Origin of the sequence: Streptomyces sp. NPDC006691 (assembly GCF_042869955.1) — a bacterium.
Classification (GTDB): Bacteria; Actinomycetota; Actinomycetes; order Streptomycetales; family Streptomycetaceae; genus Streptomyces.
Map to the genome: position 1 here is coordinate 1 of NZ_JBIAGW010000028.1, position 18051 is coordinate 18051.

At 70.1% G+C, this 18051-nt stretch carries 19 protein-coding genes and 1 pseudogene; 6 read left to right on the plus strand and 14 right to left on the minus strand.

The window, feature by feature from the left end; genetic code table 11:
- Positions 1-495: 495 nt before the first annotated feature.
- The 5 genes from ACFYNP_RS35125 to ACFYNP_RS35145 form a co-directional block, all read right to left on the minus strand.
- Positions 496-1014, minus strand: coding sequence for a hypothetical protein (locus ACFYNP_RS35125; protein WP_388791260.1), 519 nt, complete (start codon positions 1012-1014; stop codon positions 496-498).
- Between the two features lie 361 nt (positions 1015-1375).
- Positions 1376-1753, minus strand: coding sequence for a peptidoglycan-binding protein (locus tag ACFYNP_RS35130; RefSeq protein WP_384499133.1), 378 nt, complete (start codon positions 1751-1753; stop codon positions 1376-1378).
- Between the two features lie 141 nt (positions 1754-1894).
- On the minus strand, positions 1895-2683 hold the full coding sequence (locus tag ACFYNP_RS35135; protein ID WP_388791262.1) for a helix-turn-helix domain-containing protein: 789 nt from the start codon (positions 2681-2683) through the stop codon (positions 1895-1897).
- 132 nt (positions 2684-2815) lie between these two features.
- Positions 2816-3556, minus strand: a complete 741-nt coding sequence (locus ACFYNP_RS35140) for a peptidoglycan-binding protein (RefSeq protein WP_388791264.1) — start codon at positions 3554-3556, stop codon at positions 2816-2818.
- A gap of 20 nt (positions 3557-3576) precedes the next feature.
- Positions 3577-3873, minus strand: a complete 297-nt coding sequence (locus ACFYNP_RS35145; protein ID WP_388791266.1) for a hypothetical protein — start codon at positions 3871-3873, stop codon at positions 3577-3579.
- A gap of 304 nt (positions 3874-4177) precedes the next feature.
- On the opposite strand from ACFYNP_RS35145, the gene ACFYNP_RS35150 reads away from it, so the two are divergent.
- Complete coding sequence (locus tag ACFYNP_RS35150) at positions 4178-5089, plus strand: helix-turn-helix transcriptional regulator (protein WP_388791268.1); 912 nt, start codon at positions 4178-4180, stop codon at positions 5087-5089.
- 262 nt (positions 5090-5351) lie between these two features.
- Entirely contained in the window at positions 5352-6341 is a 990-nt protein-coding gene (locus ACFYNP_RS35155; RefSeq protein ID WP_388419545.1) for a LuxR C-terminal-related transcriptional regulator, read from the plus strand.
- A gap of 536 nt (positions 6342-6877) precedes the next feature.
- On the opposite strand, the gene ACFYNP_RS35160 is transcribed toward ACFYNP_RS35155, so the two are convergent.
- The gene (locus tag ACFYNP_RS35160; RefSeq protein WP_388791270.1) at positions 6878-7390 is read right to left on the minus strand and encodes a hypothetical protein; all 513 of its coding nucleotides are present in this window, start codon (positions 7388-7390) and stop codon (positions 6878-6880) included.
- A gap of 929 nt (positions 7391-8319) precedes the next feature.
- Complete coding sequence (locus ACFYNP_RS35165; protein ID WP_388791272.1) at positions 8320-8751, minus strand: cupin domain-containing protein; 432 nt, start codon at positions 8749-8751, stop codon at positions 8320-8322.
- A gap of 624 nt (positions 8752-9375) precedes the next feature.
- On the opposite strand from ACFYNP_RS35165, the gene ACFYNP_RS35170 reads away from it, so the two are divergent.
- From ACFYNP_RS35170 to ACFYNP_RS35180, 3 genes and pseudogenes are all read left to right on the plus strand, one after another.
- A complete protein-coding gene (locus ACFYNP_RS35170; protein ID WP_388791274.1) occupies positions 9376-10404 on the plus strand; it encodes a YdcF family protein in 1029 nt (342 codons plus the stop codon).
- A 173-nt stretch (positions 10405-10577) separates the two neighbouring features.
- Positions 10578-10682 (plus strand): annotated as a pseudogene (locus tag ACFYNP_RS35175) (IS5/IS1182 family transposase); the annotation flags it as partial.
- Between the two features lie 158 nt (positions 10683-10840).
- Positions 10841-10993 carry a hypothetical protein gene (locus ACFYNP_RS35180; RefSeq protein ID WP_388791276.1) on the plus strand — a complete coding sequence of 51 codons (153 nt, stop codon included), beginning with the start codon at positions 10841-10843 and terminating at the stop codon, positions 10991-10993.
- Positions 10994-11471: 478 nt separating this feature from the next.
- On the opposite strand, the gene ACFYNP_RS35185 is transcribed toward ACFYNP_RS35180, so the two are convergent.
- Together ACFYNP_RS35185 and ACFYNP_RS35190 are read right to left on the minus strand one after the other, a co-directional pair.
- Positions 11472-11651, minus strand: coding sequence for a hypothetical protein (locus tag ACFYNP_RS35185; protein WP_388791278.1), 180 nt, complete (start codon positions 11649-11651; stop codon positions 11472-11474).
- Positions 11652-11825 (minus strand): hypothetical protein, encoded by a 174-nt coding sequence (locus ACFYNP_RS35190; RefSeq protein ID WP_388791280.1) that lies wholly within the window; start codon positions 11823-11825, stop codon positions 11652-11654.
- Here ACFYNP_RS35190 and ACFYNP_RS35195 point away from each other — a divergent pair.
- Positions 11824-12672 (plus strand): oxygenase MpaB family protein, encoded by an 849-nt coding sequence (locus ACFYNP_RS35195; protein WP_388791282.1) that lies wholly within the window; start codon positions 11824-11826, stop codon positions 12670-12672. The genes ACFYNP_RS35190 and ACFYNP_RS35195 overlap by 2 nt on opposite strands.
- A gap of 550 nt (positions 12673-13222) precedes the next feature.
- Here ACFYNP_RS35195 and ACFYNP_RS35200 read toward each other — a convergent pair.
- The 5 genes from ACFYNP_RS35200 to ACFYNP_RS35220 form a co-directional block, all read right to left on the minus strand.
- Positions 13223-13645, minus strand: coding sequence for a nuclear transport factor 2 family protein (locus ACFYNP_RS35200; RefSeq protein WP_388791284.1), 423 nt, complete (start codon positions 13643-13645; stop codon positions 13223-13225).
- Between the two features lie 1035 nt (positions 13646-14680).
- Positions 14681-15559: a hypothetical protein gene (locus ACFYNP_RS35205; protein WP_388791286.1), complete on the minus strand. Its 879-nt coding sequence runs from the start codon at positions 15557-15559 to the stop codon at positions 14681-14683.
- A complete protein-coding gene (locus tag ACFYNP_RS35210; protein ID WP_388791288.1) occupies positions 15525-16466 on the minus strand; it encodes a 4'-phosphopantetheinyl transferase family protein in 942 nt (313 codons plus the stop codon). The genes ACFYNP_RS35205 and ACFYNP_RS35210 overlap by 35 nt, the downstream gene beginning before the upstream one ends.
- A gap of 83 nt (positions 16467-16549) precedes the next feature.
- Positions 16550-17383: a dimethylargininase gene (gene ddaH / locus ACFYNP_RS35215; RefSeq protein WP_388791290.1), complete on the minus strand. Its 834-nt coding sequence runs from the start codon at positions 17381-17383 to the stop codon at positions 16550-16552.
- Positions 17384-17478: 95 nt separating this feature from the next.
- A complete protein-coding gene (locus ACFYNP_RS35220) occupies positions 17479-18048 on the minus strand; it encodes a GNAT family N-acetyltransferase (protein WP_388791292.1) in 570 nt (189 codons plus the stop codon).
- Positions 18049-18051 lie beyond the last annotated feature (3 nt).

Here is an 18051-nt window from a genome sequence, read left to right on the forward strand (position 1 = left end):
GCGGGCTTCGGACGACGATGGGACCCCACGAAGGCGAGCTCCTTCTTCCTCAACCGCCGAACACTGCACACTCGACGGGACCTTCACGGACACCCGGACGGGAGGCCGTGTTGCGAGTGAACTTCGCATCCCTCGCTAACGATTTGCTAGTGATCAGCAAACGTCCCGATGTCCGCGCGCGGGGGCGAAGGGAATACGGAAGGCCGAGCATCCTGCTACCTGCTGTACGAGACCTCGATGGCCCGAGCTCATCTCGGCGGGGACTTCTATAAGGCGATGCGGGTCCCGGCGGAGTGCGGATGATGATCGGAGACGTCCAGGGGAAGGGCCTGGGGGCCGTGGAAAGCGCAGCTGTGTTGCTCGGCTCGTGCCATGAGAGCGCTTACGGAGAATGCGCTTGAGGGGCGATCAGCGGTGATGGTGGCACGCTACATGGCCGTGGCGGGATCGGAGCCTGGGCTCCGATCCCGCCACGGCGTACCGGCGAGGTGTGTGTCAGGCGCTGGCCGCCGCCGTGCAGGACGAGTCGCCGCCGCAGTACGTGATGTCCCAGTGGCTGCCCTCGTTCGCGTAGACGTTGCCCGCCGAGGAGCGCCAGCGGGTCGCACCGTCGCTGCGGGTCGCGATGTGGGTGAAACTGTTCGTGACGTACGCGTCGATGCAGGAGTTCCGGGCGATGTCGGCCTTGTAGCCGTTGTAGTGGCTGTAGGTGCCGGAGGCGTGACCGACTTCGGTTCCGCCGGTGACGTTGATCGCGCAACCGCTGGCGCTCTTGAGCGTCCTGAGTCCGTCCACGGTCGCCTGGTTGATCTGGTCGTACGAGGTGCAGTGGGCGTTGGACCGGGTGGTGCAGCCGCCGGTGGAGGAGTGGATGACTCCGGCGGCCGACAGCTGGGAGGCCGCCGCGGACTGGCTGAGCTTGGCGACGGCCGCGTCGGCGGCGCCGGCCAGCGCGAGGACGGCGGCCGCGGCCACGGCACCCGAGGTGATGAAGAGTCGTTGACGGACCATCATGTGGCGTCTACCTCCACTGAGTTGAGTCGCTTCGCGTCGCTTGGTGTCGAGGTGCGCTGTGCGCTCAAGGGGCGAGCGGGGCGGGTGCGTAGGTCGGGCGGGTGGTGCCCGGGAACGATGATGGCGTACGCGTACCGGTTCCCGGGAGGGTACGGGTCGAGGCCACCGCGCGTTCGCCCGTGCCCTCCCCGGCCGCTTCCTCACCGGCCCACCCGACGCGCGCCACTCCGCGCGGCGAGAACCTTGCAGGCGCTGGGCAGAGAGGGGGCGCGCTATTGGTCAGTCGAAGGAGCTGCCTGCGCAGCGGCGGCCACAGGGCGTCCCGCGTCGTCCACGCCCGGTGGCCGCCTCGGGAAACGCGTCAGTGGCGTGTGCTGGGAACGTAGTCGTAGCAGTAGGTGCGGTAGCCGCCTGAATTGTCGAGGATGCTGTTGCCGGTGATCTGTCCGACGATTCCGTCAGCAGGAAGCCCCGACGCCCGCTGGAAATTCTGGACCCAGGTCTTGGTGCCGCTGCCGAACTTGTTGTCCTGAACGAGCGGACGGCCCTGATTGGTGCGCTCGGCCCAGTTGTTCACCGCGTTCTGTACGCACCACACGCCGTGTGTGTTGCCCGAGCCCACCGAGATGTTGGAGACCCCGGGGGCCGCGCTCGCCGGTGCGGCCAGCGCGCCTGCGGCCATCCCGGCTGCGACGGCCACCACGGCCGCGGACCGGATGAGCTTCTGAGGGAGATTCATGAGATTCCTCTTCTGGTCTTTCCGGAAAGCCGTGCAGCTTTTCCGGAACCATGTGGGACGGGGCAGGAATGGTGTTCCCGCTCTCTGGGATCCATGGTGCCGCGCGACGAAAGCAGTGGATTGTAAGAATGCGACGTAGTGCTACCGGATATCCTCGGCACGTGTGCATTCCAGGAATTGGCGCGGCGTGCGGCCCGTCATCGACTTGAAGTCCCGATGGAGATGGGCCTGATCGTGGAAACCGGCTCGCGCGGCGGCATCCGCGTGCGAGAGACCGGTGCCGATGAGCCTCAAGGCGTGCCGGAACCGAGTGATCTGAGCGTACGTCTTGGGCGAAACCCCCACCTGCTCCTTGAACAACCGTTCCAGATGGCGCGGGCTCTGCCGGGAGTCGGCGGCGAGTTCCGCCACGGAGCGCCGTCCGCCGCCGTGACGGAGAGCCAGTACCGCGCGGACGACACCCGGCGAGGCCGGTGGACCGGCCGCGATCCGCTCCGACAGGAACCGGTCGAGCAGCGCGAACCGGTCCTTCCAGCAGTCCAGTTGCCCCAACGTCATCGTCAGCCGGTCGGTGTCGAGCAGTGCCGGGTCGAGCAACTCGACCTGTCGATCGACGAGTTCGTGCAGGGAGGAGCCGAGGAGGGAGTAGCCGGCCGTGGGCTTCAGCATCACTTCGATGCCGGTGGCGGGCCCGGCGGACACCGTGATGGCGGCCCTCCTCCGGACGCCGGAGAGCAGTGGCGGCGCGGGCAGTGCAGCGGACCCGTCGGCTGCCGGGTGCGGCACAGCGATGACGAGGGAGACGAGTCCGGTCGGCAACGTGAGATGTCGGGCGGGCCCGCCTGGAAGAGATCTGACCACGCGGTAGCCGACGACGGCGCCGTGCGGTGCGGGACGGAACGCCGTGTGCATCGCATCCGGTGGGCTCATGCGGGGGGACCGGACGGCGGGGGCTGCGGGCATGCCGGAACCTCGAAGGGTGGGGGAGGTGTGCGCAGGGACGAGAAGCCCGGACCGCGGTGATGGCGGGCTCCCAGCCGGTACGGGCAGGGGGCTCAGGACTCAGTACCAGTGGGGAGAGCGGGACTGCCAGGCGCTCCACGCGCCGCAGGGGGTCGTGTAGCGATCGCCGATGTAGGTCAGGCCCCAGCTGATCTGGGTGGCTGGATTGCTCTGCCAGTCGGAGCCCGCGCCGGCCATCTTGCTGCCGGGCAGCGCCTGGGGAATGCCGTATGCGCCGCTGCTGGAATTGGTCGCGTAGACCTTCCAGTTGCTCTCGCCGTTCCACAGGTTTTTGAGGCAGGTGAACTGGGCGGAAACGGTCCAGCCGTGCGCGGCAAACATGCTCTGCGCGATGAGCCACACGGTGCGCGGCACACCCATGTCCGACATCGTCGTGGGACCGGCGACGCCATCGGCCCCGATGCCGTGGGCTCCCTGCCAGGTCTTGACGGCGGCAGCCGTTCCGGACCCGTAGAGGCCGTCGGCCGCGACCCCGGCCCGGCTCTGGACCGCGCGGACTTGCCGGTGCAGGGCCAGGTCGCTGCGCTCTCCGTAGGCTCCGTCCTCGTCGAGCCCGCTGTCGTACTGGAACGACTTGAGTGCGGCGTGCGTCCGGGGGCCGTCCACCCCGTCGATCTGGGTGCTCGGCAGGTAGCCGAGGCCGGCGAGGTTGGTCTGCTCCCAGCGCACCGAGTCGACGGCGTGGGCGGCGGGGGAGAGGAAGGCGGCCGTCCCGAGCAGGGCCAGCGTGAGCAGCACTACCGTCGACAGCGTTCTCCGCAGGACTGGTTGGGCTATCAAAACGGGCTCCTTGAAAAGGTCTACGGTGCGTCGATCCCCGGGCCTTCGGCCACGCGCCAGCCGCACAGCAGAGGCGAGGTGTGCAGCGCACGGCGGCAGATGGCGAGGGCGACCGCACGCGCCGAGCGCGGGGAGTCGGCGAGGAGATAGAGCACGATGCCCAGGCGGCCTGGGGCGGCCTGGACGTACACGTGCTCCAAGTGGTCCCCGACATCGGCGACGACCCAGAGGAGGTCGCCCAGAAGATGATGGTCGACGACCTGGTGCCCTGCTTCCTGACTAGCCGTCAGATGTAGCGGCACCATGGTGAGATGCATGCGTGGGTCAGTCCCAGATGAGCCCGAAGAAGCTGAAGAACATGATCGGCCCTCCCTGTTCCGTTGTGTGTCCGTGGAGTTCCATGGCGACACCGGAAGTCTTCAGCGCGAATACCGAGCCGGGAAGACAAGGCGGGTGACAGCAACCGCTCAGAGCGCTTGCTGTCATCCGCCCCGGCGTCCGGCAGGCGGGCCACCCGGCTGGAGAACTGGCGCGCGGAGCACTGGTGGTAGGCGGTCACCCCTGGCAGGATCACCGCTCGTCAGGGCGCGACCGTCGTGCGACTGCGGGGAGTGAGGAGAGTTGGGTCCTTCCCACGGGTTGCCGGAGCGGTCGGGGTCGTCCGACGGCGGCTGTGTCCCGGGCGCGCGCGACGGGATCTCCTGGCGGCTGCCCGCCGCCGCGTTGCGTGACCACGTGGTGTGCTACTCGGGCTTCCAGACCGAATTCGCCATGCCGCGGAGGCGGTTGGAGCTGCCCATCGGTCTGATCACCCTGGTCTTCTCGTTTCAGGAGGGCCTCAGACTGTCCGCCGCAGGGTCGGCCAGGGCCGCATACCGGGCCATGCTCACCGGACCGCGGGTCTTTCCGACCGTCGGCGAGCACTCCGGAGCGGTGTACGGCATCGAGGTCAACGTGACGCTGACCGGCGCCTACCGCCTCTTCGGCATCCCCATGCGGCACTTCGAGAGCGCCTACCTCGATCTGGCGGACGTGTTGGGCGCCGACAGCGACCGGCTCACCGACCGGCTGCGGGACGCGCCTGGCTGGCCGGAGCGGTTCGACGTCCTGGACCGCGCGCTGACGGGCCGGCTCGACACGGCCCGTACCGTTGCGCCCGAGGTGGGCTGGGCGGTGTCCCGGCTGTGCACACAGCGGGGCGGCCCCCGGACGCTCGCCGCGATCACCGATGAGACCGGCTGGAGTCCGCGCCTGCTACGTGCCCGGTTCCAGGAACAGGTGGGGCTGTCGCCCAAGGCCATGGCCCGCGTCGGCCGTTTGCAGCAGGCCTTGCGGATGCTCGCCGCCGGTGACAGCGGCGCCCTGACGGCCGTGCTGTGCGGATTCCACGACCAGGCCCACCTCAGCCGCGAGGTGAAGGCCATGACCGGTCTGACCCCGTCGGTCTTCGCCCGGGTGCGCGGCGGGCTGCCCCCGGGCTCACCCCTCGACCGGGTGCCCGGCAGGATGACCAGCGTGGTCCTCGAAGGCTGAGCACATCCGCCGCCGCAAGCGCCGGGCCGCCCGGGTGTGGGGCGGCACGCCCCGATGTCCGTGTGCGGGGGGTTGATTCCGGTACCGGATCCGCTCCGCGTGCCGTTTTCCACAAGACGCCCGCACCGCTCGCTTGCCAAGCTCGTACGGATCGTCGCGGGCCGGGGAGTCGATCCCGGTCCCCGTGCCGCCCGGCGCACCGGTCTGCCGAGCGGCGCCCGAACAGGACACGCAGGGTACGGACAGGACACGAGGGGACCAGATGTTGTCGACGCTCGGACTCGACCCGACAGCGGAGGCTGTGTACCAGTTGATGGCCACACGCCCCGAGGGCTGGGGCGTGGAACAGATCACCGAGCACCTGGGCCGGGACGGTGGCGAGGTGCGCGAGGCACTGGACCGGCTGGCCGAGGCCGAGTTGCTGCGCCAGTCGGTCGGCCGACCGGGGACCTGGCGGGCGGTGAGTCCCGAACTCGGAGTAAGACTCCTGCTGCGCAGACAGCAGGACGAACTCGACCGCAGACAGAGGGAGATCACCGCCGCTCACGATGAGGTCGGCCGGATGATCTCCCGTTTGTGCGCCGGGTCGACCGCGGCGCCCGGCACCGACATCGAGCAGCTCGTGGGCATCGACGCGATCCAGTCCAGGCTCGACCTGATCGCCGCCCGGGCGGCGGAGGAAATCTGTACGTTCATGCCCGGCGGCGCCCAGTCGCAGGCCGCGCTCGACGCGGCCAAGCCCAATGACGCGCTGCTGCTGAGCCGCGGCGTGGCGATGCGCACCGTGTGCCTGGACGGCGTGCGCGGCAGCGCCCCCACCCTCGGCTATGCGCGCTGGCTGGCCGAGTCGGGTGGGGAGGTGCGGACCGTGCCGACACTGTCCCCGCGCATGATCGTGGTCGACCGGGAGTGCGCGCTGGTCCCGCTCGATCCGTCTGACACGCGGGCCGGGGCGGTGGTGCTGCGGGTGCCTGGCGTGGTCGCCGCGCTCGTGGCGCTGTTCGAGCGGGTCTGGGCGACCGCACTTCCCTTGGGATGCGCCGCGCCGCGCGAGGAGCGGACCGGCCTGACCCCGCAGGAGCGGGCACTTCTGACGCTGCTCGGCCGTGGCATCACGGATGAGGCCGCGGCACGTCAACTCGGTGTCTCCCTCAGCACGGTACGACGCGCGATGGCGGCCCTGATGGAGCGCCTCGGTGCCCGGAGCCGCTTCGAGGCAGGGCTGCGCGCCGCGCAGCGCGGCTGGTGCTGAGGGGCGGTCCGAGCAGGTCGCCGGTGGGAGGGCTGGGCCTCTGAAGCCGTAGGGGCACCGTTGCCCAGAGGGCCTCTCCATACTGAGCGACGAATTGTGCAGGCCTGGCGGGGAGCAGATCCGCAAGATCGACGGCAGGGGCTGGACCCATGGGCTCGGCGAGCTGGGGAGCGTGAGGTGCCGCGCCTACAGCCATACTTCCGACGGCGGCAGGGACGGGCGACTGACCGGGGCGGAGAAAGCCGCCCCCCCCGGAACCCCGGCGGAGCGCGCCGGACGCGAGGAGTTCCCCGCCTGGCCCGCGCCGCGCTTCTGGCGCCGTGGTCACTGGGTCAACAGACCTCTGCGCAAGGGAGGTCGGGCCGTGAACGCCGCTTGCGGTGCACGTGGCGCAGCGAGCTGTGACACGAGCCGAACCCCGGCTCGGACTCCGAGGTTCACGAGCTGTGGAGGATGACTTGTCTTCCGACGCCGTCACGGCGATCACCCCGGCACGACGGCTCGCGAGTCGGGGTGATCGCTACGACAACGGCCTTTTACAGACTGGCCGTGGCGCTGTACGCCTCACTCGTGAACTGCCCGTTCCCGCTGCTGTCGAAGTATCCAAGGATCGCGCCGGACTTCCATTGGCCGGCTTGATAGGGCGCCGTGACCGTCACATAGCACGAAGTGCAGTTGTGTTTCGTCGCGTTGTTCTGGCTGACGTTGGACCCGTAGAAGTACAGGGCCGTCCCGAATGACAGGGTGGCGGCGTTGCTGTTGCAGTAGGCCCAGACCGTGGATGTCACACCGGCGGTGCCGTGGTACGGCTTGCCGGGGCTGACGGTGCAGGTGAGTACGGCTGCCGATGACGCTGACCTGGTGACGGTCACCGTGCTTCCGCCCACCGTCATGGTCGCACTGTCCCGGCCGGCCGGCACGCTGATGGTGGCCGTCTGGGCGGAGTGCGAGGCGGGGGCCGGAGTGGCTTGAGCGGCGGGGGAGTTGATGAGCGCGACAGCGGTCATCGAGGCCACGCCGAACAGGCAGCCCAGTATCTTCGTGCGCATGCAACCTCGATCCGGAGAGGGAATCTGAGCACTGTGGTCAACTGCCGCAACGCGGCGTTTGATCAGCAGAGAACGGCCGAACGCAGTGCGTGCCACCGCAGACGCCGGCCACAGGGCAAACGGCCCCAGGGGAAGGAGCGCACGATCTTCACGGACCGGCCACGAGCTAGATTCTGCGGCATGGGTTCGAAGGCGTCCATGCCGCGTCGTGAGAATTCAGGCCAATCTGCTTCCGGAAATGCTCACGGCCCGGCCGTGGTGCCGGCTCACACTGCCCTCGCGACGGGAGTCGCAGTGCTTGCGCCAACACTGCCGCGATTCGCAGACAGCTCGACCTGGACCTGCCCCTTCTGATGCGGGGGTCCCTGGGCGGTCATGGCCCTTCGGCCGCGCCGGCGACGTGCCGCAGCCCCGTAGCCTGAGGTGCCGGGTTCTCGCCGTGCATTCGGGTGCCTCGGTGCCGGGCCCGTCACCGCCCTGCAAGATGCTGGTCGACTGGTCCCGCCCCGGCCGGTTCCGGTCCGAGGCGGCCTTCGCATCCCTCGTCGGCGAAGACCGGGCTGACGGCCGGAGTCGGCTGGAGCGACTGTGATCGGCGCGCTGCGGCGACCTGCGGTTGCGTGTGTTCCTGTACGGCCCGACCAGCAAGCGCGACCAGAAGCCGGTTCACCAGCATGTGTGGGCCATGGTGACGATGCACGTGCGCCGACCGCTCGCCCGCTCGACCTACCTTGCCGCAGCCCCGAGCGGCCTGCCGACCGGCCACCGGCCTGGCGCCGGGAGGGATGGAGGCACGGTGGGGGGACCGCCATGCGGTTGCGGTCCCCCCCCCGAAGTGCTTCGACCGGGACCGGGCGCGCTCGAAGCCGCCGGTCGCGCCCGATCCCGGACCCCGCAGGCACCGCTCATGGGGCCCGTGCGCACGGTCCTCACGGCATGTCGAAGTCCTCGACGTCGAAGCCGGGTGCCACGACGCACGACACGAGCACCGGATCGTCGCCGGCCGGTTCCGCGGACTGCCAGGTGCCGCCCGGCACCAAGAGCTGCGGACGCGCCCCGGACGCGATGTCCGGTCCGAGTACCATCGCGGACTCCTCCGCTGCGGTGGCCGAGGTCCCGCCGAGGCGGAGCGTCAGCGGCCCGCCTCCGTGCCAGAGCCAGAGTTCGTCCGAACGCACCCGATGCCAGCGGGACATCTCGCCGGGATGCAGAAGGTAGTAGATGCCGGTCGCGAAGGAGCGCGGCCCGGGGTATCCCTCCGGAACGGCGCTGGGTCCCGTCCGCCACGTCTCACGGAACCACCCGCCTTCCTGGTGCGGTTCGAGTCGGAGGAGGGTGACCAGATCGGAGATCTCACTCATGGGCAGACATCCTGGCGCACGGCGTGCTCGCTCACAACGACGCCGCTCTGGCTCGGTTGATCGCAGTGGACCAGGCCGGACAGGGTCCGGATGCGTCCCTCGGCCGGAGGGTCGTGCTGCTGGCTCCACACAGACCACGCTTCCGCGGAACTCGGTTGGTCGTGACGCGATTTCCCGAAAGCATGGTCCTCGTGCGCAGGGCGCTCGCCGCGGTTCCCTCCCGAGTCGCGGCAGCCGTGGACCTCCGGGCCACCGCCCCGGTCGAGCACACCGCGACATCGCCCGCGTTGACGATCTGGCTGTCCGCGGATCTGCCTCGGCCTGACGTCCGGGCGATGGTGCAGGTGTCGCAGCACTCGATGAACGTGCAGCCGCGCAACACCGGTTGGTCCCGCTCGCCACGGCAAGCCCATGCTCCGCATCGGTGACGCGAGTACCGTCCACGCGGCCCTTCGACTGATCGCTGGACCCGATCGCCTCTGCCCGCACGGAGTCGACCGCGCAAGAAAGGGAAGTGTCGGGCCCGTCCTGAGGTTGCGAGCCGGCGGAAATCGCGATCCGGGGGTTCGGAGCGACTCTTCACCTGCTTGGCCGGGAGCGCGCCCCGTCTCGTAGGATCGCCGCATGGTGGCCTTTGTACCGTCGTTCGTATGTTTCTTCCTCTTCGGCGTGGGTGTCGCACGAGATCGCCGCCGAGTGAGCAACGCGGTTCTCCTGGGCCTGTCCCTCGTCTTCGCGGTGCTCGCGCTCATACTGCATGTGGCCTCCGCGCAGGCCCAGTTGGGCCGCGACCTGGTCATCGTGCTGCTGACTCTTGCCGGCGTGGGCGTCGTCACGCTGGCGTGGTTCCTCATCGCCAACGGGATCACCATGGTCCGCAAGGAGGGCAGGAGCCCAGCGAACCTCTTGTCCCTCGGAGCGGGCATCGCCCTGGTTGCCCTGCTCGTGTTGCTGATCACCGCGCTGGTGCTGCACACGCACACGCTTTTGGTAGTGGCGGCGACGGCGGTGGCGCTCGCCGGATACGTCGCCTTCCTGTTCCTCTGTTTCCTTGTCTACGGAAGCCTCTACGGGCGTCTGCGCATCCGGCGCCGGGTGGACTACGTGGTGGTCCTCGGCTCGGGCTTGATCGGCGGCACCACCGTGCCCCCGCTGCTGGCCGCCCGTCTCGACCGGGCCCGGAAGGAACACGCCAGGCTGTCCCGGAAGGGGCGGCGCACTCTTCTGCTCACCTCCGGGGGGCAGGGACCTGACGAGAAACTGCCGGAGGCCCACGCGATGGCCGACTACTTGGTCGCCCAGGGCTTCCCCGCCGACCTGATCGAACGCGAGGACCGTTCGACGACCACGGACGAGAACCTGAAGTTCAGCAAGGCCCTGATGGAGCGGGCGAATCCGGAGTACCGGTGCGTGATCGTGACGAACAACTATCACGTCTTCCGCGCCGCGGTCACCGCCCGCCGCACCGGCGTCCGGGGTCACGTGATCGGTGCCCCGACAGCCGCGTACTTCTGGCCGAGCGCCATGATTCGCGAGTTCGTGGCCCTCATGGTCGCCTATCGCCGCACCAACGCCACACTCTTCCTGCTCGTCGTGCTGAGCGGCCTGTTCATCTGGTGGTTGGGTTGGCCGTCGCCCGGGGCCGTCACATAGAAGTCGAGGATGCGCAGGGGGCGACGCAACCGCCCAGTGTTCACGGCCGAGGCCAAGAGCCGCCCCACAGGGGGAGCCCGGCCGGATGGTCGTGACACTTGGCTTGGTCTCCCAACAGAATGATCTTCGAGACGGTTGGGTCGGCCCGGAACTGACGATCCGGGGGTGTGGGGGTGGCTCGGCCGAGGCCTTGGCACGTCGATGACGAGTTGTGGGCGGTGGTCGAGACGCTGCTGCCGAAGGTGGAGTGCCGGACTCGGCATCCGGGACGCGAGCGGCCCAGGAAGTTCGCCGCGTCGACCACGTTGAACATGGTGTCGAGTCGGGTGGGGTCACCTGCGGGCCCGGCGGGTGCGTTCCTGGGCCTAACGAGCGCCTCGACCGCCAGGCCCGCGATCAGGAGGCCGGGCCGGCGCTGGTCTATGTAAGTGCCCTTGTGGAGGACGGGACGGCGGCTCCCGCGCTCGCTCTGCACGAGGAGTCTCCGCAGACCGCCGACGGACTGGCCCGGCGGCACGTGGACGTTCTGGAGCAGGTGTCGGCCGAGGAGTTCGAGGCGCAGGTGGCGGCTGAGGTCAAAGATGCCTAGCTGTACGAAGTCGTCTCAAGCTCCGGCCTGGACGTCGATGACGGCGGGCGCGGGCTGGGGCAGCGCCGCGACGTCGACCGCATTGCGGGCTTGGGCCTCGGCCGGGCTCTCGAAGACTGCAGCGAGCAGTTCACTGGTGCCGTTGATGATGGCGGGCGGGCAGTGAACGAGGGATCGCTGTTCACGCAGCCGACGACCTTGACGACCTGCTTGACGGCCGAGAGTTCACCTGACAAGGACTTCAGGGCGGCCAGGGCGTGGTGTGCGCACTGCCGGGTGGCTTCGTTGCCCTGCTCAGGAGAGTCCTCGGCGCCGACTTTGCCAACGTAGAGCAACTAGTCTCAGAGCATGGGCAGTTGACGAGAAACGCATACATACGGGCCGTTGCGCAGGGCGGGAGTTGAGGCGGCCCCTGGGGTGGCCATCTCCGGCAGGGACTGGCCGGCCTGGCCCAAGCGATCTTCGGGAGTGCTCATCGTCATCGGTCCTGACGGAAGCGGTGAGTCGACGGGTCGTAGTCTGGAGCCGGGAAGCGGGTGCCGGTGATCGTGTCCGGGACCGGGGTGCCGGCGGTGGTGGTCAGTGGGATCCAACTTGCCCAGGCCTTCACCTCGTCGTCCTTGGGTTCGTAGCGGGCGAATCCTTGGCGAACCTTCATCTAGAACTCCTCGATCGGCATGGTCAGGCAGGCCGTGTAGTACGTCTCCTCGACACTGGGGGCGGCGTGCGGCGTGAGGGCCCGATAGCCCGGTCGCGAGCGGGCTCCAAGTCGCGATCCGGCAGCGACCGGGGCTCGGCGCGCGAACCCGTCGGCGCGCGATACTGGCCTCATGCTGGTGGACACGATGCGTATGCGATTTGGATCCGCCCTCTTCTCGCGTGTCGCGGGGCCGGACGGGCCCGTCAACCGGGCCCGCATCCATGACACCCCCGGCCCGCGTTGGTTCGCTGCGGACTCGCCCGTACGAAGGGTGCACGGCGATGCCTCCATGTTCATCGGCGGAATCGCCGCCCTGCTCCTGCAGTCCCTGCATCCGCTCGCCATGGTGGCCGTGGACGCCCACTCCGGTTACAAGGGGGACCCCTGGGGCCGTCTCCAGCGCACCAGCACCTTCCTCGCCGTGACCACTTTCGGCACCGAGGAGCACGCCACCGACGCGGTGGACCGGGTACGTGCCGTGCACGCCCGGATCCGCGGCACCGCCCCCGATGGACGGTCCTATCGTGCCGACGACCCACATCTGCTGACCTGGGTGCACACCGCCGAGGCGTACTGCTTTCTGGGCGCCCACCAGCGGTTCGGCGCCCACCCGTTGGACGAGGCGGCGTGCTCTCGCTATGTAGCCGAGTCCGCACGCGTCGCCCGCTCCCTCGGAGCCGACGATCCGCCCCTCGACCTGCTCGCTCTGCGCCGCGCTCTGGTCGCCTACCGCCCCGAACTGCGCGCGACCCCGGCCGCCCGCGAGGCGGCGCGCTTCCTACTGCTCACCCCGCCGCTACCCTGGGCGGCCCGCCCCGCGTACGGGGTGCTCGCCGCCAACGCCGTCGGGCTGCTGCCCGGCTGGGCGCGTCGCGCGCTACACCTGCCGTACGTCCCGGTGGTGGAGGAAACTGTCGTACGGATGGGAGGCCACGGAATGACCCGTGCGATCCGCTGGGCGATGCGCCCCCCGGCCTGACCTACCCGTACCCCACCGGCCTGTACGGGTGACTCTGGGCCGGGCCACGCAGGTGATCCAGAAACACACATAACAAAAGCTGGCAACCCCGGTGCGAAGGGCGGTCGCGAATCCACCCTGAACTGGCGTGATGCCTGACTTGGAATCAAACAACTTCGTCGGGACAACAGGCTCTTTGAGTGGGCCGCTCGGCAGAAGTCGGCGGAGCGCAGGCCGCAGCCCACACACGCAGTGGTCCACCCGATCCCATGGACCACTGAGAGGGCATGGTGAGCGCCCATAGGCGGCCGCCGGGCCGTCGTTGTCCGGCTCGTCGCTACCCCGGTTCGGCGGCGGCGCTCGCGCAGGCAGAACCAGGATGCGGTCCTCGGGCGCTCGCCGACGTCGTCCTGCGCGGGGCGGAAGGCCGGCTGTCCGCGGCGATCGAGGGCAGCGTGCGCTGCCTCCTGAGGTGAACCCGCGTCCGAGGACTGTGCCGGGTGTCGGCGTCACGGCTTCAGTTCTCGGCGAGTCCTGAGGCGTTGGTGTGCGGGGTCGCCAGGTCTCGGTATCAGCGGGGTGCCAGGCGGTGCAGGATGTCAGTGACGACGAGGGAGTCGATGTAGGCGTCGACCTTGACGATGGTGTCGCCCCGCGGGTCGAAGTGGCAGACCCAGACGTAGAACGGGTCGTACGGAACGCCGTCGAGAGCGACGCCCACACCCTGCATCTCCACCACGGTCACCGGCCCGTCGCCGTGCAGGGCTTTGATGTGGAACCGCAGTCCTCCGGAGAGCAGGGGCAGGACCTGGCCGATCGTGGCCGGAATCAACTCCGCCCTGTTGTGGTACTGCCCGGCGAGCGGATGCTGGCCGTGCAGGGTCCATTGCACGTCGTCCGCGAGGTGCGCGAAGAACTCCTTGACGGTGTCGACGTTCTCCAGCAGGGCGAACAGTTCCCGTCGGAATGCGCTGACTTCTTGTGAAGCGGCCATGGATCTATCTCCGGTTGCGTCGAGGGATGGGCTGTCTCACCGGCTGCCGGGGGCGGGTCGGCAACGGCGGAGGACTGGTGATCCCGCCCGGTGCGACGGTGCGCCGTGAGGGAATCAGGCCGGTGACCCTGCAAAGAGCCCGGTGACCCTGCAAAGAGCCATCTGGACTGGCCAATATGGGCGCCTCTCCACCGGTTACGTGAAGGCGAACTGACCGCACCTCACGACCCTTCCGGTGCAACCCTCTCAGGGGTGGGCGCCGCTGTGAAGGGGCCAGTCGTGAACAGTGCGACCGCGCGCCCGTGCTGGCAAGTTGAGCCGATGAGCACGTCGCACCGCCGCCCGCTGGGTACCCGGCGGGACCTCCCCGGGCCGCCGCCCCGCGACCCACGCACGCTTCCGGCCGCTGAATGAGCCGCACAGAACAGCTGGTTGGAGCGTCCGGCCTCACCGCCAGTCGCTCGCCCCATGCGTCGCATACTCGGCCGCGGCCCCGTCGGTCCCGGAGGCTGACGGCGGCCGCCGCTGTCCAAACAGGCCTTGGCGCTGGCAGCAAGCTTTGGCGGCGCGCGGTCAGCGACGCCGTGCTGTACGTCGGGGATTTCACGGCAGTCCGCACTATCGCCGGCACGTAGTGCGGACCAAGATCGAGCCAACTTGTCTGAGAGCACGCCGAGATGGTGATCTTCCTTCTGATGCATCTGCTGCCCGGGGCACCACAGGCATCCGGCCGACGCCCACGAGGCTGCCACCACTCGGAGGCGAGGCCGTCCGCACGATCTCCCCAGAGGCCCCACGGACCACGGTTGCGACAGGTGTAACGGACCTCACCACTCGGACGCCGCCGTGAAGCCATCCGGCGCCACCGCGGTCCCTACGAAGGAATGAGGGGCGCGGTGTGCCCTGCTGGTGTGGTGGGTGGATGTGACGATCGGAGGGGACGAGGCTGACTCCGACCGGACCGTCTTCTTCGTCGTGTCCACGGCGACGCCCCGGCCGCGCACGCGGCCGGGGCGGGCGGTTGCCGTGGCTGCTTCAGGAAGCCTGTTGTGCCGGGCGCAGGCCCGCCGGGCCCGGCAGGACGACCTGCACCAGATAGGGCAGCACGGCGACCATGCGCGAGTCGTGGTGGAGCAGCACCGCGGCCGGTGACCAGCCGCCGGCGCGCAGGGCGTCGAAGGGCCGGGTCCATTGCACACCCGCCGGCCGGACGGCGTGTGACGGGCACTCCTGGTCCGGGCGGATCGCGGGCATAGTCCGGAAGCTGCCGCTCATCGCACGCCCAACTGCCCGGTGCACGGCGGACGCCCGGCCACCCGCCACGGCGATGAACGTGGCTGCGCCCGCGGCCGTGCGCAGCGCGCAGGCCGGCAGCGAGAGCAGCTCCGAGAGGTCGTGCACGACGGGACTTCCCAGGGCGCGCAGCGGCGCCACGGCGCACGCCACGCACTCCGCCGGATGGCAGGCCCCCGCGCAGTCGGGCCGCAGGTCCAGCCGCGGCGCCCGCACCCCGTCCGTGGCCAGCCGCTCGGCGATCAGCCACTCGCACTGCTGGGCGAGGCCCTCCTCGACCGCGCCCAGCCACGTGAAACCCGCCGCCGCGCCCACCGGCGGAAGCCCGGGCCGCCCGTCGGACACCGGCAGGGCGCGTGCGGGAACGCGGCGCAGCTCACCCGTCACCAGGTCCATGCCCCAGGGCGCGCCCGGGCCGCGGCCCGCCGACGCCCGGGCGGCCAGCGCGGTCAGGAACGGGTCCAGGGCGGCTCCTTCCGTCGGCACCCCGGCGAGCGCCGGCTCGGTCGCCGCCCGGGCGAGCGCCTGCCCGGGTTCGGCCGCCGCGCCCCCCACCACGGCGACGAAGGCCGCCCGGACCTCCGCCTCAGTGGGGGTGCGCCTGAACTCCTCGCGGGTCATGTCCGGCTGGTCCTCTCGGGGGTCGCTGCCGCAGGACGCGGTCGGTCCAGGAAACCCGGGAGCGATATGCAGCCGATAGATCCCTGATATCCGGCGGCCCGACCCCGACCGCGGTACTGACCCCGACCCCGGCTCCAGCACCGACCCCGCCCCCGCTCTCGTCCTCGGACGGCGGGGCGGGAGCCGCGTAGGCGACGGCCGCCGCGTAGCCGCCGGCCACTCTGAGGTCCACCAGCGTCCACCCGGTGAGCACGGCCGGGCGGTGGCCGGTGCCCAGGTAGTCGACGTCCGGCGAAACCCCGAGCCCTGTGCCGATGCCCTTCAGATACGCCTCCTTGCGGCACCAACAGCGGCCGAACCCGGCGACCCGGTCCTCGGGCGACGCGAGCCGGCCGAGCTCGGCCGTCTCCCGGGGGTGCAGGGTCGCGGCGAGTTCGTCCGCGACCGCCGCGTCCGGCAGCCGCTCCACGTCCACGCCGACCGGGGTCGGTCCGAATGCCAGCAGCACCTGATCGCCGCTGTGGGAGAGCGAGAAGTGCAGATCCGACCCCGGCACGGCGGGGCGGCCGTGCGGTTCGGCGCACAGCGGGCAGGGTTCGCGGCCGAGGACGACATCGGCGGGATCGATGTCGAGGTAGGAGCCGAGCAGCCGGCGCAGGGCCAGGTGTGCGGCGGCGTAGCGGTCGCGGTCGGCGGGGGAGCGGAAGGCGGTCCAGCGCCGCCGTTCGGTCGCGTCCAGCACGTGCTGGGCGTCGGCGAGCGCCTCTTCGTGGTCACCTACCGTCAACTGCCATACGTCGAGCGTCTCGTGAGGCCGGGCCAGGGGCGCGGCCAGCGGGGCGGTGGTGAGGACGCGGGGGCGGGCGGCGGGCGGAACGGAGAGGGTGTGCGGGAGCGTTGTGGGCATCGGGACCTCGATATTCGGTCGTCGCCGGTCGGGTCGGTGCGGGCGCCGGTGGGACACGGCCACCGGCGCCCCGCGTCGGACGGTCAGGCGCCCGCGGGACGGTGACGGATCTCCAGCGTGCAGCACTTGACGCTGCCACCGCCCTTGAGGAGCTCCGACAGATCGAGGCCGATGGGCTCGAAGCCCTGTTCGCGCAGCTGGCGGGCCACACCGGTGGCGGCCTCCGGCAGGATGACGTGCCGGCCGTCGCTGACCGCGTTGAGGCCGAACACCTCGGCATCGGCCTCGGTGACCAGGATCGCGTCGGGGAAGAGGCGCTTGAGTACGGCGCGGCTGCCCGGCGAGAAGGCCCCGGGAAAGTACATGATCTCGTCGCCGTCGAGCACCGTGAGGGCGGTGTCGAGGTGGTAGAAGCGTGGGTCCACCAGGTTGAGGCTGATCACCGGGCGGCCGAGGAACTCCTGGGCCTCGGCGTGGCCTTCGGGCGCGCTGCGGAAACCGGTGCCGGCGAGAAGCCAGCTGCCGGTGACCAGGAAGTCGCCCTCGCCCTCGTTGACATGGGCCGGGTCGTGCAGCTCCGTGTAGCCGTGGGAGCGGAACCACTCCAGATAGGCCGGCCCTTCGGCGGCGCGCTCGACATTGCGGAACCTGACCCCGAGCACCTTGCCGTCGACCACGGTCGCACCGTTGGCGGCGTACACCATGTCGGGGTAGCCCGGCAGCGGGTCGATCAGCTCGACGGTGTGGCCGAGCTCCTGATGGAGGGAGTACAGCTGCTCCCACTGCGCGATGGCGAGGTCGGTGTCCACCGGCTTGGCCGGGTCCATCCACGGGTTGATCGCGTAGGTGACCTCGAAGTGGGTCGGGCGGCACATGAGGTAGTGGCGGGTGCGGGCGGTGCGGGCGGGCGTGTTCATGGTGTTCCTCCGGAACGTGTGGTTCGCAGGGCTGCGAAGGGGGGGGTAAGTGAAGTGATGCTTGAGGCAAGGGAGTTGAAGCCGGATCGACGGGGTTAGGCCGCCGGGTCGAGGAGGGCGTCGCCGAAGCCGGCGTGCATCCGGACGCCGTCGTCCCACGGGGCGATCTTCTGGAGGCAGACCTGGTCCCGCCAGCGCCCCGCGGCATGCAGGTGGCCGTGCGAGACGCCCACGGTGTGGAACCCGTGCTTGGCCAGGACGCGCAGGGAGGCCGCGTTGTCCACCCGGACGTACGCGTCGATCCGGTGCAGGCCGAGCTCGAAGAAAGCGATGTCCAGGACCTGGCCCACGGCGCTGCTCGCGTGTCCCCGGCCGCCGAAGCGGCGTGGCACCCAGTAGCCGACGGAGGCGGCCATCAGGCTGCCCAGCGCGATGCCGGTCAGGTTGATCCGGCCCACCGGCTGCCCGTCGGCCTCCATGATCCAGGGCATCATCCGTCCGTCCGCCGACTCCCGCAGGGCCTGTGCGACGGAGGCGCGCTGGCCCTCGGGGGTGAAGAAGGCGTCGGGCTCGTCGGGTTCCCACTCCCGCTGGAAGGCGCGGTCCTGGAGGTAGAGCTCGGCGAGCGGTTCGCTGTCCGCCGGGCGAAGTGGTCTGATGCGCATGGT